Source organism: Salinispora sp. CH2A1_6 (assembly GCF_056820975.1).
The window spans coordinates 702,284-722,280 of record NZ_JBXEDG010000001.1 but is presented as its reverse complement, the minus strand read 5'-3'; the positions used below and the strand labels follow the sequence as shown (position 1 = coordinate 722,280).

Sequence of the window (19,997 nt, the reverse complement as noted above, 5' to 3'; positions counted from 1 at the left end):
CAGCGGGCCGCCCCGGGAAACCGGGGCCAGGCCCGGCGGGCCGGAATCGGCTGACCGCCCCGACCGCCGGCCGGCTACTGCGCGGGCGGGGTGAAGGAAGAGGTACGAACCATCCCGGCCGCTCGGCCCTTCGCCGCGATTACCAACGCCATCTTGCGCGACGCCTCGTCAATCATCTCGTCGCCGAGCATCACCGCACCGAGCTTGCCGCCAGCCTCGGAGGTGTAGTGCTGGTAGGCGTCGAGGATCAGCTCGGCGTGGTCGTAGTCGTCCTGGGCTGGGGAGTAGACCTCGTTTGCGGCCTCCAACTGGCCCGGGTGCAGCACCCACTTCCCGTCGAAGCCGAGCGCGGCGGACCGCTTGGCCACGTCGCGGAACGCGTCCACATCCCGGATCTGCAGGAACGGGCCGTCAATCGCCTGCTTGTCATGCATCCGGGCAGCCATCAGGATGCGCATCAGAATGTAGTGGTAGGGATCGCCCGGGTAGTCCGGAATCAGCGCCCCGACCGCCAACGACTTCATATTGATCGACGCCATGAAGTCGGCAGGGCCGAAGATGATGGCCTCCACCCGGGGCGACGCCGCGGCGATCGCGTCCACGTTCACCAGACCGGCTGCGTTCTCGATCTGCGCCTCGATCCCGATCCGCCCGACCTGGAGGCCGAGGGTCTTCTCCACCTGGGTGAGGGTGAGATCCAGCCACCGCACCTGACCGGCGTCCTGCACCTTCGGCAGCATGATGCAGTCCAGGTTGGCGCCAGCGCCCTCGACGACGTCGATCACGTCCCGGTAGGTCCACGGGGTGGTCAGGTCGTTCACCCGGACCACCCGGGTCTTGCCGGCCCAGTCACCCTCGTTGAGGGCGGCGACGATGTTCTTCCGCGCGTCCGGCTTCGCGAGCGGGGCGACCGCGTCCTCCAGATCGAGGAAGACCTGGTCGGCGGGGAGCCCCTGCGCCTTACCCAACATCTTGACACTGGAACCCGGTACCGCGAGACAGGACCGGCGGGGGCGACCGACTGTGGTCATTGTGCGCTCCTTCCAGCGTCCGGCGGACGGGCCGACGCCACCTCAAACATGCAAACGTATAGGGATTTAACCATCCAAAAGAGCGGCTTTACCGGTCTCCAAGTACGGGGTACGCCACGGTAACCTTGTGCCGTGACTGGGGTGAACAGACCTGTGGAAGATCTCACTGGACGTCGGCTGGTGGTGGTGACCGGAGCCAGCTCCGGCATCGGCCTCGCCGCCGCCACGGATCTCGCCTGCCGGGGTGACCAGGTGGTCCTCGTCGGGCGCGACCCGGCTCGCCTACAGGCCGCCGCCGAGCAGGTCCGGGAGGCCGCCGGCGAACTGCCGGAGACGTTCCGCGCGGACTACGCCGTCCTGGACGATGTCCGCTCCCTGGCAGAACGGCTCCGCGCCGCCTACGACCGGATCGATGTGCTGGCCAACAACGCGGGGATGATCGCGCTCCAGCCCACCACCACTGTTGACGGTTACGAGCTGTCGATCCAGGCCAACCACCTCGCACCGTTCCTGTTGACCAACCTCCTGCGGGACCGACTCGACCGGATCGTCGTGACCGCGTCCGCCGCACACCGCAGCGGGTCGCTCAACCCGAACGATCTCAACCAGTCGCTGCGCCGATACCGCGCGATGAACGCCTACGGCACCAGCAAACAGGCGAATGTCCTGTTCACCACGGAGGCAGCCCGACGCTGGCCGGAGCTGCCGACGTACTGCTTCCACCCGGGCGTGGTGCGGACCCGGTTCGGCGGTGACAGCCGGCTGATCACCATCGCCTTGCGCCTGATGCCAGCCCGCCGTGCGGAAAAGGGGGCCGAGACCCTGGTCTGGCTCGCCAGCCAGGCTCCGGAACGACTCCACAGCGGCGGGTACTACCAGGATCTACGGCTCCGCCAACCAGCCCAGAAGGCAACTGATCCGGAAGCGGCTACTCAGCTCTGGGCAGCCAGCGCGAAGGCGGTCGGCATCGACGGTAGCCAGAGATCCAGGGAAGGTCAGGCGCGCTGACTCCGCGCGCTGCTGTGGATCACCACTGCGACCCCCACCAGCAGCAACGCCAGACCCGGCAACGCTGACGGCTGCGGCAACTGACCCAACCACGCCCAGGCGATCAGCGCCGCGCCCGGCGCCTCCAACAAGATCAACGTACTGACCGTGGTGGCCGAGACCCGACGCAGCGCGTAGGTGAACATCGAATGGCCCAGTAGCTGGGCACCGGCCACCAGGGCCAGCACCGCGAGCCAGGTACGGGTGTCGAAGCCGGACATCCGCACCCCACCAAGCCAGCAGACCATGCCCAGGACCAGAGCGCACACGCCATAGCAGACAGTGGTGTACGTGGTGGTGCTGACCGTACGACGGGCCTGCTCGCCCAGGGCCGTGTAGACCGCGGCGAACAGTCCACCGAGAATCGCGAGCAGATCACCGAGGAACGCCGAACCGGAAGCCGCGAAGTCGGCTCCGGTGGCCACTACCGCGCCGAGAACCGCCACCCCGACCCCGGCCCACACCGCCCTCGGCAGTCGCCGACCCTGGGCCTGCGCGATCAGCCCCTGCCAGACGGGTTGGGTGGCGACCAGCGCGGCTGCCGCCGCCACCGTGGTGAGCGTGACGCTGGGCATCCAGGCGGCGAAGTGCGCGGCGAGCGCGACCCCGGAGAAGAGGCAGTACCAGCCGGCGCGGCGTCCCTCCGGAGCGGCCAACGCCCGCAGCTCCGCGCGCCGCCGGAGCAGGGTGGCCGGACCGAGCACCGCGGTGGAGAGCAGGTTGCGCCAGAAGGCTACCGCCAGGGCCGGTGCGGCGGCGAAGGCCACCAGCGGCGCGGAGGACGACACGGCGAATACGGCGAGGGCGAGCGCACCGACGGTCAGGGGCTCCGGTGGCAACCGGGACGGCAGAGCGGGCACGGGAAGCAATAGTCACACGAATCCGAGGCCGGGCCGAAGCGGCGCCGACCCGCACCGGGGCGTCGGCTGCGGTCAGCGCCGTCGGACGCGGTGCAGCCGGAACGGCTTGCGGGCCGCCCGAACCACCGCTGCCGGGCGGGGTGGCTGGGCCAGCGAAGCGGTGGGGAGTGCCGCGCCGGCCAGCGGGTCACCGGCGGGAACGAGGCGGTTGAGCGCGCAACCGACCGTCGCCCAGCGGGCTACCAGGTCGGCAGCCGAACCTGGTGCGTTCAACCGCTTCGCCGCAACCAGCGGCGCGTTGGTCTCCCAGTCTTCGGTACCGGGCAGCAACCGGGTCACTTCCGCCGGCCAGGTGACGATCCGGCCACCGTGATCGCCCCGCAGCGTGACCTCCGCCCGCCTCGCATCGGCGAGCCCGGGAGCGGACTGCTCCCCCGGACCGCTGATCACGAGGAGCGCGCCCGTCAGGGGCGCACACCAGAGCGCGGATGCCGGGGCGTCGGCGACGCCGACCCAGGCGATGGCCGCCTTCTTCAGCGCCTCGTCAACCAGCAGGTTGCTGCGTCCTACCGCGTCACTCACCCCCGCATCCTCCCGCACCCCCCGCCGGTCCGCACCCCACGGTCGGGGGTTGGGACAGCTCCGGTTCGCCGCCACGGCAGCGACGTCACCGCCTGCGCCGCTCAGCCGACGAACGGCGGGATCACAATCTCACCCCGGGCCACCGGTACCACCTGGCCGGCGACGGTGGCGCCGAGGGCGGCCCCATCCGTCGCGGTAACCGTACAGGTCAGCGCGGATGGTCGGTTGATCTCGCCGCCCTGGCGGACGGCGTAACCGGTCCGACCAGTACCAGGCAACAACCCACTGGCCACCAACCACACCCCCAGTCCCAGAGCGGCCGACCCGGTCGCCGGATCCTCCGGCCCTCCCAACCCGGGGACGAAGACCCGGGTGTGCGCGGTCCGCGACTCGGCATCCCAGGAGAAGACCGCGATGTCCTCCACCCCGTACCGCTGTGCGGCCCCCGAATTCAGCTGGGCGCGGGGCACCGCGTCCCGATGCACCGGAAGGTATGGAAACTCCAGCCCGCAACCAGCCACCCGGGGCGCCGGCCCGGCCTGGTCAACCGCGGTGAGGCCAACCAGTTCCAGCAGCGGTCCCGGATCCAGCTCGGGGCCGAGCGTCGGCGTACCTCCGGTCAGCGTCGCGCCGGTCGCCTCCACCTCGATCGGCAGCACACCGGCGCCGCACTCCTGCCGGACCGAGCCGGTGGCAAAGAGACCACGCCGGCTGGCGGCGACCGCCGCGCCAACACTCGGATGGCCGGCGAACGGCAACTCGGCAGCCGGGGTGAAGATCCGCACCCGATAGGTGGCGTCGGCCCGGGTTGGTGGGAGCACGAACACCGTCTCGGAGAGGTTGAACTCCAGTGCGAGTGCCTGCATCTGCTCCGTGGCCAACCCCTGGGCACCGAACACCACCGCCAGGGGGTTGCCGGCGAAGGGGCGATCGGTGAAGACGTCCACGATCTCGTAATCCAGGGTCGACATGCTGATAGACAGTAGGCGCCTAGGCTGGTCTGCGTGAGTACGCCGACCCGGGTCTTCATCGCCCGGCTCGCCGGCGTCGCCGTCTACGACCCCAATGGCGACCAGGTGGGCCGGGTCCGCGACGCGGTAGCTCGGCTACGGGCCACGAAGCAGCCGCCGGAGGTGATCGGCCTGGTCGCCGAGATGCCGATGCGGCGGCGGATCTTCCTCTCGATCAACCGGATCACCTCGATCGATTCGGACGCCGTGGTCCTCGGCACCGGCACCCTGAACCTGCGCCGCTTCGAGAAGCGCCCGAACGAGCTGCTCGTCCTCCAGGAACTGCTCGACCGACGGGTGCAGATCCACCCGGACGGGGTGGCCGGGGTCGTGGTGGATGTCGCCATGGAGGCGGCCCGCGACGAGTGGACGTTGACCCGGGTCGCCGTCCGTGAACACACCGGCCGACTCACCCGCCGTGGCAACCTGCGCCAGATCGAGTGGGACCGGGTCCGCGGGTTGAGCGGGATCGCCGACAACCGGGGTACCGCCAACCTGCTGGCGGTCCTGGATGAGATGCGCCCCGCGGACCTGGCGAACGCCCTGCAGGACCTGCCCGACGCACGGCGCAACGAGATCGCGGCCGCCTTCGACGACGAACGGCTGGCCAACGTACTCAGCGAGTTGCCGGAGCACGACCAGGTGGAGGTCCTGGCCGCACTGGACCGGGAACGGGCCGCGGACGTGCTGGAGCAGATGGACCCGGACGACGCCGCCGACCTGCTCGGCGCGCTCCCGCCACCGGAGCAGGATGTCCTGCTCGACCTGATGGAGCCGGACGAGGCCGATCCCGTACGCCAGCTCCTCAAGTACACGCCCGGCACGGCCGGGTCGGTGATGACCTCCGAGCCGGTGATTCTGCCCCCGGACGCCACAGTCGCCGAGGCACTGGCCCGAATCCGCGAACCCCAGCTCTCCCCCGCGGTGGCCGCCCAGGTCTTCGTCACCCGGGCACCGCTGACCGCGCCGACCGGCCGCTACCTCGGAATCGTGCACTTCCAACGGCTGCTGCGGGAACCGCCGGCCGACCTGTTGGGCGGGGTGGTGGTCAACGACATCGACCCGCTGCGGCCGGTCACTCCGCTACCTGAGATCACCCGCCGGATGGCCACCTACGACCTGGTCGCCATGCCGGTGATCGACCGCAGCAGCCGCCTGGTGGGCGCGGTCACCGTGGACGACGTACTGGACCATCTGCTGCCTCGGGACTGGCGGGACCGGGACGCGCGGCCGCCCGCCCCGGTCGGCACCGCCGAATCGTCGGACGGCCCGGATGGTTGAGCGGCGGCGGCCGGAGCGGTTGGACCAGCCACGCGAGGTCCGACGCGTCCAGCTGCCCCGGTTCGACCCGGAGGCCTTCGGCCGATGGTCGGAGGCGATCGCCCGGAAGATGGGCACCGCCCACTTCATCGTCTACATGACCGTGGTGATCGCCACCTGGTTCATCTGGAACACGCTCGCCCCCGCGCATCTTCGGTTCGACCCGTACACCTTCACGTTCCTGACCCTGATGTTGTCGTTGCAGGCGAGCTACGCGGCGCCGCTGATCCTGCTCGCCCAGAACCGCCAGGCGGACCGGGACCGGCTGGCACTGGAGGAGGACCGGCGCCGGGCGACCGCCCAGAAGGCCGACACCGAGTACCTGGCCCGGGAGATCGCGGCGCTGCGGAACGCGATGGGCGAGGTCGCCACCCGCGACTTCCTCCGCTCCGAGCTGGCCCGGCTCGCCGAGGAGCTGGACGACGCCGCCCAACGCCGGCTACGCCGGCAACACCGGGCCCCGGGATGGCCGGTCAACGGGGACGGGCTCGACGAACCCCGGGATGAGGTGGAGACCGGCCAGGCCGGCGATGGCCACACCGGTCCCGGGAACAGGTGATCGCCGTCGCTGCCACCCAGGGCGGCGCCACATCGTCGTCGACGTAGCATTGCCGTCATGTCTGCACCAGCCAATACCGTCTCCGACGCGATTCAGGCCGCCCTGGCCACTGTCAACGACCCGGAGATCCGCCGTCCCATCACGGAGTTGGGGATGGTCCGCTCCGCGGCGATCGGCGACGACGGCGTGGTTCAGGTTGAGCTGCTGCTCACCGTCGCCGGCTGCCCGCTGAAGGAGAAGCTGCGCGCGGACATCACGGCCGCCGTGAGCGCGGTGCCGGGCGTGACGGGGGTGGAGATCGAATTCGGCGTGATGAGCCCCGAGCAGCGCAAGGAACTCCAGACCAAGCTACGCGGCGGCGGCACCGACCAGGAGCCGGTGATTCCGTTCGCCCAGCCCGGCTCCCGGACCCGGGTGTACGCGGTGGCCAGCGGCAAGGGCGGTGTCGGCAAGTCCAGCGTGACGGTCAACCTGGCGGCGGCGCTGGCTGCCCGGGGACTCTCCGTCGGGGTGGTTGACGCGGACATCTACGGCCACTCGGTGCCGCGGATGCTCGGAGCCGAGGGGCGCCCCACCCGCGTCGAAGACATGATCATGCCCCCCGAGTCACACGGCGTGAAGGTCATCTCGATCGGGATGTTCACCCCCGGCAACGCCGCCGTGGTGTGGCGCGGCCCGATGCTGCACCGGGCCCTACAGCAGTTCCTCGCCGATGTGTACTGGGGCGACCTGGACGTGCTCCTGCTCGACCTGCCCCCGGGCACCGGAGACGTGGCGATCTCGCTGGCCCAGCTGCTGCCCAACGCCGAGATCCTGGTGGTCACCACGCCGCAGACCGCCGCCGCCGAGGTGGCGGAGCGGGCCGGCGCGATCGCGTTGCAGACCCACCAGCGGGTGGTCGGTGTCATCGAGAACATGTCGTGGCTGGAGCTGCCGGACGGCACCCGGATGGAGGTCTTCGGGGCCGGCGGTGGCCAGACGGTCGCCGACTCGTTGACCAAGGCCATCGGTGCGCCGGTGCCGCTACTCGGTCAGGTTCCGCTCGACACCCGGGTCCGCGAGGCCGGCGACGACGGCAACCCGGTCGTGCTCGCCGAGCCGGCCTCCCCCGCCGCCGCGGCGCTGGGCCAGGTCGCCGACCGGCTCGCGGTACGACGCGAGTCGCTGCTCGGCAAACCGCTGGGCCTCAAGCCGGCCGGCAGCTAGCGCCACCTGGTCGAGCCGCACTCTCCCGGACCTCTTGCTGGGCGGCCCGCCGGTCCACCGGTCCAGGCGGGTTGCTGGGCCCGCCGGTCAGGTGATCAGGCGGGCCCGCAGGTTGCTGACCTCGGCTGCGGTCAGGCCGTTCTCGAGGAGGTAGCCGGGCATCGTCAGGGCGGCGACCGTCGAGCTCAACGATGCCTCGATGGTGGTGTTCCGAGTCGCCAGGAGATCGGTCACCGCGACGAGTTGGTCGGGGTGACCGAGCTCGGCGTAGCGCTGCCGCATCCGCTCGTAGGAGAGCAGGTAGTCGGCGACGATCTCCTCCGGCGTCGCCTCCGCCAAGGTCAGCAACACCAGCGCGAGCAGCCCGGTCCGGTCCTTGCCGCCGGAGCAGTGAAACAGCACGCAGCCGGGCGCGGCGGTGCTGATCGCCCGGACGGCGGCGGTCACCCGCTCCGACTGCTCGGCCAGCATCGCCGGGTAGTACAGCGGCGACGCCAGGTTGTCGATCTTCTCCCAGTGCGCGTAGAAGGGTGTGCCGACCGGTTCGAGCGGCACCCGCACCGTCGTCATCCCCGCTGGTCTGGGCGCGCTGTCCTGCCCGTACTCGTCGGCGTTGCGCAGATCGACGACCGTGCGCACCCCGTAGGCCCAGGCGGCCGCCCACCCTGCCGCGCTCAGACGGTTCGGCTCCTCCATCCGGACCACCGCGCCTGGCCGCACCCGCCCGAGCCCGCCCAGATCCCGAGCATTGACACACCCGTCCCAGGGGAGCTCCCTGCTCCGCGCCGCCGCCGAGTCATCGCCGTCGGCACTGACGAGCGGCGTCGATCCACAGTCGATGCTAGTCATGCCACGGCACCATAGTGCGACCCCGCAACCACACCCCGACAAGGCTTCCGTCAGGTCGCGCCGCCGTTACTGGTCGCGTCGTCAGTAACTGGTCGCGTCGTCGGTCAATTCGCGTCGTCGGTAACCGGTCGCGTCGTCGGTCAGGTCGCGTCGTCGTAGCTGATCCGAGGAGTGGGCGCGGGCGAGGCACCGCCGGTCGCCGGGGCCGGGGGGCTGGCTGGGCGGCTTGTCGGGTCAACGGCGGTGGCGACGTCCTTCAGCTCCTCGTGCACGCTGGTCACATCGGCCCGCAGGTTGTCGTAGACCCCCTGCAACGGCTTCCGAATCGCCGCCTCATCCTCCTCGCTGAGCAGGTGCTTGCGAACGAACGTCTTCGGATGCAGGTCCTGGAGCTGGATGTCGGTGCCCAGTTCCCGACTCAGGTCAGTGGTGGCGTTGGTCGCCATCCGGCGCAGGTTACGCACCATCCGCAGGCCGTCACTGATGACCGTGGGCAGTCGGTCACCGAAGATCAGCAGCGCCAGGAGCAGCAGCGCACCGATCTCCCACCAGTTCAGGTTGTCGAACACGGCACGATCCTCCCTTCGGCCTCAGCGCAAGCCTACGCACGTCACAGGCTAGCTCGGCAGGGGGCCGAGCGGCTCACTTCGCATCCGCGGCCAGGGTCACCGAGGCATTCCGCCGCGACGTGCCACGCCGGTACTCCACCACCACCACGGACCCAGGTGCGAACTTACGGACCAGGGCGATCAGGTCGGTCGGCTCGTTCGTCGGCCGCCCGTTGAGCGTGACGATCACATCATTCGCCCGCAGCCCGGCGCTGGCCGCCGGACCGGACGGCTCCACCGAGACCAACCGCACCCCCGCCCCGGCACCCCCGCCACCCACCTGGGCGCCGATCACCGTGCGACGGGCCTTGCCGGTGCCGATGATGTCCTGGGTGATCCGCTTGGCCTGGTTGATCGGAATCGCGAAGGCGAGCCCGATGTTGCCGGCCTCCTGCCCCTCGGCGACCAACGACTTGATCGTGGAGTTGACCCCGATCACCCGTCCGGCACCGTCCACCAGGGGGCCGCCGGAGTTGCCGTGGTTGACCGCCGCATCGGTCTGGATCGCCGCGTAGTAGCGGGTGGGCCCACCCGGCTCGCCCGCCTGCATCGTCCGGTCGAGGGCACTGATGATGCCGGCGGTGACCGTGTTGGCGAGGGAGAGCGGCGACCCGACGGCCAACACCGGGTCGCCGACCGCGAGCGCTTCCGAGTCACCGAACGCCACCGGGTGGAGCCCCTCCTTCGTGACCTTGATGACCGCGATGTCCGACTCTGGATCCTGGCCGACGAGGGTGGCCGGGGCGGAGCTCCCGTCGTTGAAGATCACCGTGGCGGGCCCGGTCGCACCCGCCACCACGTGGTCGTTGGTCATCACATAGCCATCGGTGGTGGCGATGAAACCGGAACCCTCACTCATCCCGTCGGGGCCCGCCACCCGAACCGTGACCACGCTCGGCAGCACCCGCTCGGCCACGCCGGCGAGCGACTCCGGCCTCCGCTGGGCCAGCTCCGGCGGCGGGATCGGGGCACCGCCGAGGACCGGAGTGGTCCCGACCCGGATCGCGACCGCGTACCCGAGGGCGCCTCCCAACGCACCGGCGAGCAGGGCGGTGACCAACGGAATGATCAACAGGTGTCGCAGTGTGGGACGGACCGACGAATCCGGGTCGGTGACCGGCTCCGTCTCCGTACCGGGAACCGGCGCGGCGGGCACGACCACCGCCGCCGGCGCCATCGGGTCCCGCCACGGGTCGGCCAACGCGTCAGACCACCAGGGCGCCCCCGGGCCACCCGGCGGAGGAGTGGCCGACGACGAGCCCGCCACTGTGGCACCCGTCCCGGGCTGGCGCCAGTCCCAGCCGTCGGTCACGTCGCTGCCTCCCACTCGTCGCGGGTCCATCCGCGCCAACCACACCCGACCGGTCGCACTCGTTCGCACACCGCCTCCAGGATTGCACGGACGCCACGGATGCCGTCACGGTCGCCCACCGTGATCGTCGATGTGGGGACGCGCGGCTGCGCCCCGTGCACATCGCCTCTAGGCTCACAGTGCCCCACTCACCCCTGAAGGGCGTGTTCCGATCATGCTGCCGCAGCACCCGGAGCCCGCTCTGACCCGAACGCCGTCCGGAGGTGCCCCATCGCCACGGTCGCCAATTCCGGCTCTTCGGCCCAGGCTCTGCAGCTCGCCGAGTCGTATGTGACCGAGGATCTCGTACTGCGCACCGCCCGCGCCCTCGCCCACGAGGTCGGCCTCGAGGCGGTGACCCCGGGTGCGGGTGCGGCCCTGCGGCTGCTGGCCGCCGCGGGGAACGCCCGCGCGGTGGTGGAGATCGGCACCGGCACCGGCGTCAGCGGCGTCTGGCTGCTGCGCGGCATGCGCCCCGACGGGGTGCTGACCACGATCGACGGTGAGATCGAGCATCAACGCATCGCGCGCCGGATCTTCACCGAGGCCGGCTTCACCTCCGGCCGGAGCCGGATCATTACCGGTCGCGCGCTGGACGTGCTGCCACGCCTCGCCGACGGTGCGTACGACCTGGTGTTCGTTGACACCGAGGCGACTGGCTTCGCCGCCTGCGTGGACGCCGCCCACCGGCTGCTCCGACCAGGCGGAGTGCTCGCCCTCAACGGTGCCCTGGCCGACGGCCGGATCGCCGATCCCGCCGCCCGGGACCCGGAGACGGTGACCACCCGGGAGACGATCAAGGCGATCCGGGAGTCCGAGTACTGGATTCCCGCCCTGCTCCCGGTCGGCCACGGGCTCCTCACCGCAGTGCGCGGCTAGGCGACCAGAGGCCGGCTGTCCGGTGGAGCTCCAGCGGGCAGCCGGCATTCCGCTCGGGCCGGGCCGGCTGCCGACCGGGCCGGCTGCCACAGCCATCCGGACCGACGCAGGTCAGCCGAGCGTCTCCAGCCAGCGCAGGAGCGAACGGACACCCCAACCGGTGGCGCCCGGGGTCAACTCCGCCTCCGCCCCTTCCGACCAGGACGGCGCCGACATGTCAACGTGCACCCAACGGTCCCGCAGTTCGCCGAGGAACTCGCGCAGGTAGAGCGCCGCCACCACCGAGCCGGCGCCCTGGGCCGGCGCACTGTACAGATCGGCGAGGTCACTGCGGAGGTAGTCGACGTAGTCGGTCGGCAGCGGCAATCGCCACGCCGCTTCACCGGCCGCGTTGACCGCCGCCAACACGTCCTCGGCGAGGCGGTCGTCCTCGCTGTACAGGGCGGCGGTGCGCTTGCCCAGCGCCACCGCGTTCGCACCGGTCAGCGTGGCCAGATCGACGACCAGGTCGGGCTGGTGTTCCCGTACGGCGTAGGCGAGCGCATCGGCGAGGACCAGCCGGCCCTCGGCGTCGGAGTTGGTGGTCTCGCTGGTCACGCCCCCGTAGTGGTGGATGATGTCGCCTGGCCGGAACGCAGCGCCGCTGACCATGTTCTCGGCCAGCGGGGCGAGGGTGGTGACCCGGACCGGCAGCCGCCGCAGGGCCGCCCCCAGCGTGGCCGCCACCACCGCCGCCGCACCGGCCATGTCCTTGCGCATCAGCTTCATGCCGGCCCGGGGTTTGATCGAGATTCCCCCGGTGTCGAAGGTGATCCCCTTGCCGACCAGTACGACGTGCATCCGCGCCCCGGCCGGCCGCCAGTCCAGCTCAACCAGACGGGGACCGTTGGCCGAGCCCGTGCCGACCGCGACGATCCCGCCGAAGCCCTCGACGGCCAGCTCATCCGGTTCCCGAACCCGTAGGTGCAGGTCGGGGATGCCGGCCGCGGCGTCGGCCACCTGCCCGGCGAACCATTGCGGGTTCTTCACCGACGAGGGCATGTTCACCAGGTCGCGGGCGAGTCGGGTCATCTCCGCGGTGGTGCGGGCACCCGCGACCACGTCGGCGTACTCCGCCGGATCCGACACCACCAGGTCGACCGCGGCCAGGGCGGGTACGGCCTTGTCGGCACCGAGCCGGAACCGGTACGACGCCAGCAGCAGCCCTTCCACCAGCCCCCGTACGGCCGCCGGGGTGGCGGCCGCCGGGAGCGGGAGCGTGACGTGCTCCGCATCGGCCGCCGCTCGGGCGAGGGCGGCCCCGGCCGTCCGCCAGGCCGCCTCGTCCCCGGCCCCGATCCCGAACGGGAACAGGCGGCCCGGCGCCCGTCCGGGTCGGATCTGGTGCCAGGTCTGACCGGCGTCACCGCCCAGGCGCGCGGCCGGCAGCAGCGCGGCGAGTTCGTCGGCGACCCCGTCCGGCAGGGCCGCGGCGACGGGCACCAGCTGAGCTGACGGTTCCGCCTCGGCGGCAGGTCGGACGGGCAGGGCCAGAACATCGAGCCGCTCAGGCTCGGCGAGTAGCCGGATGGCGAGCACGCGACGCCGTACCTTCCAGGAGAAGCCTGCGGAGCGACCTCCGCAGGACAGGATAAATATCCGCAAAAACGGCTGCTGGGGCAGCGTGATGGGCCGGCCGACGACCGGCGGTGGCCGCCCGGAGTCCCGGCCGGCCACCGCCTCGCCGTCCGCTTCAGCACGCCTACGACCACCGACGTGGGCACACCGGTGGATCAGGAGGCGGATGGGCCGTCCACGCGCGGCGCGGACGGCCCATACTCAGCCGGCAGCCGCCCTCAGCGCGGCACCGAGCGCGTTGGCCTCGTCCGGAGTCATCTCGACGACGAGCCGGCCACCGCCCTCCAGCGGGACTCGCATGACGATGCCACGGCCCTCCTTGGTGACTTCCAGCGGACCGTCGCCCGTCCGCGGCTTCATCGCCGCCATGTTGTCTCCCCTCAGACCTGAACCAGGGTCGGTGGGTTGCCCCACAGCCACTTCGCCACGACCACCCGCAACCTTCACCGGGGTGTCGACCAACGATTTTCCCTGATGAACACCGCCGGACCCAAACCGAGGCAGTATTGATGTAACAGAACCTAGCTTATCCCGAGAAGGCCTGTCACAATGTGCGGTCATGCAGGCACGGTCGGCACTCTTCGACCTCTACGGTGACCACCTCCGGCCCCGAGGTGGCCGGGCACAGGTCGCTGCCCTGGTCAAGCTGCTGGCGCCACTGGGCATCGCACCGCCAGCAGTACGGACGGCGGTCTCCCGGATGGTGCGTCAGGGCTGGCTCGAACCCCTCCGGATGGCCACCGGACCCGGATACGCGATCACCCCGAAAGCCGCTCGTCGGTTGGACGAGGCGGCTACCCGGATCTACCGCACCGGCAAAGCCGGCTGGGACGGGCGCTTCGACCTGCTCGTCGTGGCGGCACCAACCACCCGCCGGGAACGCCAGCGTCTCGCCGCGAACCTGAGCTTTCTCGGCTACGGCACGCTCGACGAGTGCACGTGGGTGGCCACCCGACCGGGCGAGGACGTTGACCTGCTCCTTGACGAGGCGGGGGTGCGCTACGAGCGGTTCACCGCCGCGCACGCGGCCGGCACGCCGGGCGCGATGGGCGTCGTCCGCCGCGCCTGGGACCTGGCCGAGATCGGCCGGGCATACGAGCAGTTCGTCGCCGAACAGCGGGCGCTGCTCAGCGGGGTCACCGTACGCAGTCCCGACGAGGAGGCGTACGCCGCCCGGTTTCGGCTCGTGCACGCCTGGCGCACCTTCCTGTTCCGGGACCCACAGCTGCCGCCGGCGCTGCTCCCCGAGCGGTGGCCGGGCACCGCCGCGGGCAGCTTCTTCGACCGCCACGCGGCCCGACTACGGCCGGCCGCCGACCGTTACGTCGAGGCCTGCCTCGACGCCGGTAACCGCATCACTGGACAGAAGGGTCATTGAACCGTGACCGAAGCACTCCTCATCGACCGCACCGACGCCGTCGTCACCCTCACCCTGAACCGCCCCACGGCTATGAACGCGTTCGACACGGCGCTGAAGGAGGCGCTCCGGGACGCCCTGGCCGAGTTGGAGAACGACCGGAGCTGCCGAGCGGTGGTACTGGCCGGATCGGGCGGTTCGTTCAGTGCTGGCCAGGATCTGCGCGAACACGTGCGGACGCTGGAGTCCAGCGAGGGTAACCCGCTCGACACCGTGGGAACGCATTACAACCCGATCGTCGCCCGGCTGGCGGGCCTGGCCAAACCCGTCGTCGCCGCCGTGGGTGGCATGGCCGCCGGGGCGGGTGCCTCGCTGGCCTTCCTCGCCGACATTCGGGTCGGTGGACCCTCCACCAGCTTCCTCATGGCGTTCGCCAGGGTTGGGCTCGCCGCCGACACCGGCGCCTCGTGGACGCTGCCCCGGCTCGTCGGCCACGCCAAGGCCGTCGAGCTGCTGATGCTCGCCGAGCCGGTGCGGGCGGCGGAGGCCCACCAGCTTGGCCTACTCAACCGGCTGGTCGCGACCGACGAGGAGGTGTTACCGGCGGCGCAGGAGTTGGCCGCCCGGTTGGCGGCTGGCCCGACCATCGCGTACGGGGCGATCAAACGACAGCTCTCCATCGCGGACGCGGGCACTCTCGCCGACGCCCTGGCCGCCGAGGCACAGGCTCAGTCGATCTGCGGCGCCACCGCCGACCACCACTCCGCCACCATGGCCTTCGTCGCCAAGCAGAAGCCGGTCTTCGAGGGCCGCTGACGGCACCCGGGGGCGGAGCCGCCCCCGGTCAGTCGTCCTCCTCCGGATCCTGGTTGGCCTCCTCGCCGAGGACGAACGCCTGCATGGCCAGCTCGTTGCCGGACGGCCAGACGAATGCGGGTAGCTCGCGGGGGCCCAACTCCTGCACATAGGCCCAGAACTCCCGAACCGCCTCCGCCGATGACACGGCCTCGATCGGCAGGTTGAGACTGACCATCCAGGACTGCCGTGGCGGGGGCGGGCCGAGCTGGTCGGCCAGCGTCTGGAACGCCGTCGGGTCCAGCGGGGTAACCGGCCCGTCAACCGTCAGGGCATCGGCCAATACCGGGGTGTCGAAAGACCGGCGGGTGTACGTGATCACCAACCGCGGCTCGACCCGCTCCGCGGGCGGGCCTTCCGGACGCAGGTCGCTGATGTCGGTGACCTGACCCAGCGCAACCAGCCTCGACGGCGCGTCGGCGAGCACCGCGACCTGGTCGCCGGGGCGCGGCCGGGCTCCCTCGGCACCGACCAGCTCGAGCGTGTCGTGGTGCACGAGCCGCTCGGCCTCGTACCGCCCCGGCGGCAGCAACACAGCCCAGGTGTCCGCGCCGTCGGCACGGGGCGTCCGGTCGGTCCGGTCCGCGGTGTCGGTCGTCATGCGCTCCATCCCATCACGTCGTCATCGCCAGCCGGCACGTGGCAACCGACGAGATGGTCGTCAACCATGCCGGTGGCCTGCATCAACGCGTAGGCGGTGGTCGGGCCGACAAACCGGAAGCCCCGCTTCTTCAACGCCTTCGCCATCAGGGTGGACTCCACGGTCAGCGCCGGCACCTGCGCAAACGAGGCCGGCCGTTCGCGGCGCGGCGGCGGAGCGAACGACCAGAGCAGGGCGGAGAGACCGACCGGAAGTTCCAGTGCGACCCGCGCGTTGGAGATCGCCGCCTCGATCTTGGCCCGGTTGCGGACGATGCCGGTGTCATCGAGCAGCCGGGCGACGTCCGCGGCGGAGAAGGCCGCTACCGACTCGATCCGGAACCCGTCGAACGCCTTTCGAAACGCGGCCCGCTTCCGCAGGATGGTCAGCCACGACAGCCCGGACTGGAACGCCTCCAGCGTCATCCGCTCGTAGAGGGCGTCGTCGCCGCGCACCGGGCGGCCCCACTCGGTGTCGTGGTAGACGGCGTAGTCGGGCGTGCCCGCCCCCCAGGCGCAGCGAGACGAACCGTCAGCACCGATCACGAGGTCAGTCACGCGTCAACGCTACGACACCCCACCGACGCCCCGACCACGACCGGCCGTGGCCGGGCCCGCGAAATCAGGGGAGGCGGCCCTGCTCCACCCGCCGCCCGAAGCGCCGGAGGGCCTGCGTCAGGCCGACCTTCGAACCGGGCCACAGGAAGGGCCACAGGACCCGGCCGGCCGCCCCACCCGGCAGCTGGAACCACTCGTGCCAGACGACCTGGGTCCGCCCTCCGGCCAACGGGGTGCACCGCAGCACGCCGGGGCCGCGCAGCAGCTTCCCGCAGTGGACCACGCGCACCTCGTACGGTGCGTCCACCCGCACCACCCGCATCTCGTCGCGGAGTGTGGCCGGCCCGACCGCGGTGACCGCCTCGACCAGGCTGCCCTCGCCACCATCACCCTCGACCACCCGGACCTTGGTGAAGGGGATCCAGTCGCCCTGTCGTTCCCAGGCGACGAGTGCCGCGAAGACCTGCGCGGCCGACGCGTCAACGATCACCGCGGCGGTAACCTCGGCGGCCCCCGGCCGCGCCACCTCCCGCAGGTCAGCACCGTCCGGGGCGGTCCACTCCTCGGCGCTGTCCCCCGCCGTCACACCGACTCCGACCGGGCGGTCGAGTCGGCTACGCCCGCGGACCGGGGTTCGTGCGCCGGGTCACCCACGACCTCGCCGCCGGAGCGGGCCTCGTCCGCCGACTCGTCAGCGGCCTCGCCGGTGTGCGAGGGGGGCCGCCGCGCCGCCTCATCGGGCGAGTCGCCGCCGGCCCCGGGGTGTGCGCCGGCCGCCGCCTCGCGGGCGCGCAGAAGCGCGTCAGCATCGGCGCTGCGCCCCTCCCGCAACGCGGTGACCTCTGCCTCCAGCACCCCGATCAGCTCCGTCTTGTAGCCGATGTCGTACGCCGCCCGGCGCATCGCCTGGTCGACCTGAGCCATGCGGTACCCGCGCAACGCGGTGTCGAACCGCACCTGACCAACATCGGACTCCCGCAACGGGCGGGTGCTGGGCAGGGGTACCGCCGTCCCGTCCGGCTCGGCCGGCACAAGACCGGAATCCCGACCAGTGACCAACACCGCCACACCGAAGACCACCGCCGCGACGGTGAGCGCCGCGACCAACAGGAGCAGAACCTGACCCATGCACCAAATCGTGGCACGTTAACCGGGGCGGGGCGACCCCACCACCCCGGATCCCCAGTGAGCAGGCGAATCGACTGCCGGTCCGGCCGCCCCGGTGGGCACCGACTAGCGTCGTGACGGCCGGGAAGTCCGGCGACACCCTCGGGAGGCGGGATGGCGGACGCACTGCGGCTCGGCGGGCGAACCTTCGGCCCAGGTGAGCTCGGAGTCATGGCGATCATCAACCGCACCCCGGACTCGTTCTTCGACCGGGGCGCGACCTTCGGGGAGGAGAGCGCGCTCCGTGCGGTGGAGCGCGCGATTGCCGAGGGCGCGGACATCATCGACATCGGCGGGGTCAAGGCCGGTCCGGGTGCCGAGGTCGACGTGGCCGAGGAGATCCGCCGGACCGTAGCCACCATCGCCGCGGTCCGGGCCGCCTTCCCGGACGTGGTCATCTCGATCGACACCTGGCGGGCCGAGGTGGCCGTGGCGGCGGTGGCCGCCGGTGCGGACCTGCTGAATGACACGTGGTCCGGCACCGATCCAGCGCTGGCTCAGGTCGCGGCGGAGACCGGTGCCGGGCTGCTCTGCTCGCACGCGGGTGGACTGACGCCGCGGACCCGGCCGCACCGGGTCGCCTACGACGACGTGCTGGCAGACGTGGTGGCGACCGTAACCGGCCTCGCCGAGCGGGCGGTGTCGCTGGGGGTACGGCCCGACGGCATTCTGATCGACCCGGCCCACGACTTCGGTAAGAACACCCACCACTCCTTGGCGCTCACCCGCCGCCTCGACGAACTCGCCGGGACCGGCTGGCCGCTGCTGGTTGCCCTGTCGAACAAGGACTTCATCGGCGAGACCCTGGACCTACCGGCCGTCGAACGACTGGAAGGCACCCTCGCCGCCACCGCGATCTCCGCCTGGTTGGGTGCCCGGGTGTTCCGGGCACACCAGGTCCAGGCGACCCGCCGGGTCCTGGACATGGTGGCCACCATCCGGGGCGACCGCCCACCCGCCTCGACCCGGCGCGGCCTGGCGTAACGCACCGCCAACGGTTCCGGAGCGGCACGACCGTACCGTCAGGTCCAGCGCAGGATGTTCTTCCGCCACGCATAGAGGATGCCCAGCGCCAGCACCGCCACGAAGATCGCCATCTCCACGACGGTGACCAGCCCGTAGCCACGCCGGTTGAAGATCACGGCCCAGGGGAAGAGAAACACCGCCTCGACCGCGAACAACACGTACAGGTAGGCGTACACGTAGTAACGGATCTGGGCTTGGGCCCAATCACCGCCGACCGGGTCCAGCCCGCACTCGTAGGAGGCGCGCTTACCCGGTGGCTCGGCAGGGCGGGCGGGGCGCAGCACCCGGTTGGCCGAGAAGGCCGTCACGAAGAAGAGCAGACTGGCGAGGAGCAGGAGCCCGAGCGTCGTGTAGGAGCCCAGGTAACCGGTCACGGTGGCTCAGACTACCGGTCCCGCTCCCGGCCCGCACCCGTCCGGCCGTGGACGACGATGAGGGCCGGCCCCGTGGTGGGGGCCGGCCCTGGTCGTGTGGTTGGTGGTCAGCTGGTGGAGTAGCCGCGGGTGGCGATCCAGTCGGCGAGGGCTTCGGTGGTGATCCAGTACTCGGCGGTGTTCGGGTTCGCCGAGTCGGCGATCTTCACCTGGTTGCCGGCGTCGCGGTAGCCGTTGACGGCGATGTAGTGGCCGCCGGCGAAGGAGTGGCTTTCGCCGTTGGTGTCGGTGGCGGTGCCGGCGATGTTGGCGACGACGGCGCGGCCGTCATCGACGGTGCGGATGATGTCTTCGCGCAGGGTGTCGGTCTGCTTGTCGTCGGCCTCGGGGGTGGAGATCTCGACGCTGCGGTACACGTCGCGGCCGGTCTCGGTGTTCAGCACCGGGGTGATGTCGTTGATGGAGTCGGTGCCAGACTCGGTGGTGCCCATCCGCTCGGCCATCGAGTAGACGTCGATGTCCTTGTCCTGCACGGACAGGGCGTTGCGGGCGGCGGCGGGGCCGCAGTAGTAGAAGTTCGGCTGGGCCTCGTAGTCGACCGGGAGGACGCGGGTGTCGTCGCGCTCGCTCTGCGCGGTGGGCTGCGCGGTGGGGGCGGCGAAGGCGGCGGTCGCGGGGGCGGCGATGGCGCCACCGGTGGCGATCAGGCCAGCAGCGGTCAGGGCGGTCTTACGAAGGATGTCGGTACGCATGATGATCGAAGCCTTCCGCTCGGGGGTGCCGCGGACGCAAGGGGGGGGCGCGCCAGCGGGTCGCACGAGGTGGTTCGAGAAGAGATCGAAAGGGGGGGGTTCCGCCCGGCCCGGGGGTGCTACTCGGGCGGCCCGGGGGTGTAACCAACGCCGACCCCACGGCATTCCGGGGCGGGCGACCACCGGCTGCCGGCGGTGCGGCGGGGCGCTCGCGGCTGCCCCGCATGGTTACGCCGGGTATAACCACCGGCCCCCGGCGCCGATTCCCCGCAGACTGTGACCCACACCACCCGACAAAAGGTCAGGTACCTCACATTCGGGTGAACCATAATTCGGCCAAAACGCTCAAT

23 protein-coding genes are annotated in these 19,997 nt (G+C 71.2%); 8 read left to right on the top strand and 15 right to left on the bottom strand.

The window, feature by feature from the left end; genetic code table 11:
* Positions 1-74: 74 nt before the first annotated feature.
* Complete coding sequence (locus AC1UKG_RS03460) at positions 75-1,031, bottom strand: HpcH/HpaI aldolase/citrate lyase family protein (protein WP_018814370.1); 957 nt, start codon at positions 1,029-1,031, stop codon at positions 75-77.
* A 153-nt stretch (positions 1,032-1,184) separates the two neighbouring features.
* On the opposite strand from AC1UKG_RS03460, the gene AC1UKG_RS03455 reads away from it, so the two are divergent.
* The gene (locus tag AC1UKG_RS03455) at positions 1,185-2,039 is read left to right on the top strand and encodes an SDR family NAD(P)-dependent oxidoreductase (RefSeq protein WP_018814371.1); all 855 of its coding nucleotides are present in this window, start codon (positions 1,185-1,187) and stop codon (positions 2,037-2,039) included.
* Here the strand turns inward: AC1UKG_RS03455 and AC1UKG_RS03450 are convergent.
* From AC1UKG_RS03450 to AC1UKG_RS03440, 3 genes are all read right to left on the bottom strand, one after another.
* Complete coding sequence (locus AC1UKG_RS03450; RefSeq protein ID WP_018741870.1) at positions 2,027-2,938, bottom strand: DMT family transporter; 912 nt, start codon at positions 2,936-2,938, stop codon at positions 2,027-2,029. The genes AC1UKG_RS03455 and AC1UKG_RS03450 overlap by 13 nt on opposite strands.
* A 72-nt stretch (positions 2,939-3,010) precedes the next feature.
* Entirely contained in the window at positions 3,011-3,520 is a 510-nt protein-coding gene (locus AC1UKG_RS03445) for a hypothetical protein (protein ID WP_018814372.1), read from the bottom strand.
* Positions 3,521-3,621: 101 nt separating this feature from the next.
* Positions 3,622-4,491 carry a PhzF family phenazine biosynthesis protein gene (locus AC1UKG_RS03440; RefSeq protein ID WP_018741868.1) on the bottom strand — a complete coding sequence of 290 codons (870 nt, stop codon included), beginning with the start codon at positions 4,489-4,491 and terminating at the stop codon, positions 3,622-3,624.
* A gap of 33 nt (positions 4,492-4,524) precedes the next feature.
* Here AC1UKG_RS03440 and AC1UKG_RS03435 point away from each other — a divergent pair, with 33 nt between their 5' ends.
* Genes AC1UKG_RS03435 through AC1UKG_RS03425 form a run of 3 tightly spaced genes read left to right on the top strand, consistent with a single transcriptional unit; the run spans position 4,525 to position 7,615 of the window.
* Positions 4,525-5,811, top strand: a complete 1,287-nt coding sequence (locus AC1UKG_RS03435; protein WP_029122664.1) for a magnesium transporter MgtE N-terminal domain-containing protein — start codon at positions 4,525-4,527, stop codon at positions 5,809-5,811.
* Positions 5,804-6,409, top strand: a complete 606-nt coding sequence (locus tag AC1UKG_RS03430) for a DUF1003 domain-containing protein (RefSeq protein ID WP_018741866.1) — start codon at positions 5,804-5,806, stop codon at positions 6,407-6,409. The genes AC1UKG_RS03435 and AC1UKG_RS03430 overlap by 8 nt, the downstream gene beginning before the upstream one ends.
* 57 nt (positions 6,410-6,466) lie before the next feature.
* Positions 6,467-7,615: an Mrp/NBP35 family ATP-binding protein gene (locus AC1UKG_RS03425; RefSeq protein WP_018741865.1), complete on the top strand. Its 1,149-nt coding sequence runs from the start codon at positions 6,467-6,469 to the stop codon at positions 7,613-7,615.
* Positions 7,616-7,702: 87 nt separating this feature from the next.
* Here the strand turns inward: AC1UKG_RS03425 and AC1UKG_RS03420 are convergent, their stop codons facing one another.
* The 3 genes from AC1UKG_RS03420 to AC1UKG_RS03410 all read right to left on the bottom strand — a co-directional run bounded on the left by AC1UKG_RS03420 (position 7,703) and on the right by AC1UKG_RS03410 (position 10,384).
* Positions 7,703-8,464 (bottom strand): tyrosine-protein phosphatase, encoded by a 762-nt coding sequence (locus AC1UKG_RS03420; RefSeq protein ID WP_018741864.1) that lies wholly within the window; start codon positions 8,462-8,464, stop codon positions 7,703-7,705.
* 140 nt (positions 8,465-8,604) lie between these two features.
* Positions 8,605-9,033: a twin-arginine translocase TatA/TatE family subunit gene (locus tag AC1UKG_RS03415; protein ID WP_018741863.1), complete on the bottom strand. Its 429-nt coding sequence runs from the start codon at positions 9,031-9,033 to the stop codon at positions 8,605-8,607.
* Positions 9,034-9,106: 73 nt separating this feature from the next.
* Positions 9,107-10,384 carry a S1C family serine protease gene (locus tag AC1UKG_RS03410; protein ID WP_482641847.1) on the bottom strand — a complete coding sequence of 426 codons (1,278 nt, stop codon included), beginning with the start codon at positions 10,382-10,384 and terminating at the stop codon, positions 9,107-9,109.
* 330 nt (positions 10,385-10,714) lie between these two features.
* Between AC1UKG_RS03410 and AC1UKG_RS03405 the strand changes: the two genes are divergently transcribed.
* Positions 10,715-11,302, top strand: coding sequence for an O-methyltransferase (locus AC1UKG_RS03405; RefSeq protein WP_018729426.1), 588 nt, complete (start codon positions 10,715-10,717; stop codon positions 11,300-11,302).
* Positions 11,303-11,413: 111 nt separating this feature from the next.
* On the opposite strand, the gene AC1UKG_RS03400 is transcribed toward AC1UKG_RS03405, so the two are convergent.
* A complete protein-coding gene (locus tag AC1UKG_RS03400; RefSeq protein ID WP_482641848.1) occupies positions 11,414-12,880 on the bottom strand; it encodes a leucyl aminopeptidase family protein in 1,467 nt (488 codons plus the stop codon).
* Positions 12,881-13,120: 240 nt separating this feature from the next.
* Entirely contained in the window at positions 13,121-13,288 is a 168-nt protein-coding gene (locus tag AC1UKG_RS03395; RefSeq protein WP_018729424.1) for a DUF3117 domain-containing protein, read from the bottom strand.
* A gap of 190 nt (positions 13,289-13,478) precedes the next feature.
* Here AC1UKG_RS03395 and AC1UKG_RS03390 point away from each other — a divergent pair, with 190 nt between their 5' ends.
* A complete protein-coding gene (locus tag AC1UKG_RS03390; protein ID WP_018741860.1) occupies positions 13,479-14,297 on the top strand; it encodes a PaaX family transcriptional regulator C-terminal domain-containing protein in 819 nt (272 codons plus the stop codon).
* A 3-nt stretch (positions 14,298-14,300) separates the two neighbouring features.
* Complete coding sequence (locus AC1UKG_RS03385; protein ID WP_482641849.1) at positions 14,301-15,092, top strand: enoyl-CoA hydratase-related protein; 792 nt, start codon at positions 14,301-14,303, stop codon at positions 15,090-15,092.
* 28 nt (positions 15,093-15,120) lie between these two features.
* Here the strand turns inward: AC1UKG_RS03385 and AC1UKG_RS03380 are convergent, their stop codons facing one another.
* The 4 genes from AC1UKG_RS03380 to AC1UKG_RS03365 form a co-directional block, all read right to left on the bottom strand.
* The gene (locus tag AC1UKG_RS03380; protein ID WP_026271463.1) at positions 15,121-15,732 is read right to left on the bottom strand and encodes a hypothetical protein; all 612 of its coding nucleotides are present in this window, start codon (positions 15,730-15,732) and stop codon (positions 15,121-15,123) included.
* A complete protein-coding gene (locus AC1UKG_RS03375; RefSeq protein ID WP_018741857.1) occupies positions 15,729-16,328 on the bottom strand; it encodes a DNA-3-methyladenine glycosylase I in 600 nt (199 codons plus the stop codon). Before AC1UKG_RS03375 ends, AC1UKG_RS03380 begins: the two co-directional genes overlap by 4 nt.
* 64 nt (positions 16,329-16,392) lie before the next feature.
* On the bottom strand, positions 16,393-16,914 hold the full coding sequence (locus AC1UKG_RS03370) for an SRPBCC family protein (RefSeq protein ID WP_018741856.1): 522 nt from the start codon (positions 16,912-16,914) through the stop codon (positions 16,393-16,395).
* Positions 16,911-17,456, bottom strand: coding sequence for a DivIVA domain-containing protein (locus AC1UKG_RS03365; protein ID WP_018741855.1), 546 nt, complete (start codon positions 17,454-17,456; stop codon positions 16,911-16,913). Before AC1UKG_RS03365 ends, AC1UKG_RS03370 begins: the two co-directional genes overlap by 4 nt.
* Positions 17,457-17,609: 153 nt before the next feature.
* Between AC1UKG_RS03365 and folP the strand changes: the two genes are divergently transcribed.
* Entirely contained in the window at positions 17,610-18,479 is an 870-nt protein-coding gene (folP, locus tag AC1UKG_RS03360; RefSeq protein WP_018741854.1) for a dihydropteroate synthase, read from the top strand.
* 38 nt (positions 18,480-18,517) lie between these two features.
* Here the strand turns inward: folP and ndhC are convergent, their stop codons facing one another.
* Both ndhC and AC1UKG_RS03350 read right to left on the bottom strand, forming a co-directional pair.
* Positions 18,518-18,895, bottom strand: a complete 378-nt coding sequence (gene ndhC, locus AC1UKG_RS03355; RefSeq protein ID WP_018741853.1) for an NADH-quinone oxidoreductase subunit A — start codon at positions 18,893-18,895, stop codon at positions 18,518-18,520.
* A 107-nt stretch (positions 18,896-19,002) separates the two neighbouring features.
* Positions 19,003-19,647, bottom strand: coding sequence for a C39 family peptidase (locus AC1UKG_RS03350; protein WP_018744816.1), 645 nt, complete (start codon positions 19,645-19,647; stop codon positions 19,003-19,005).
* Positions 19,648-19,997 lie beyond the last annotated feature (350 nt).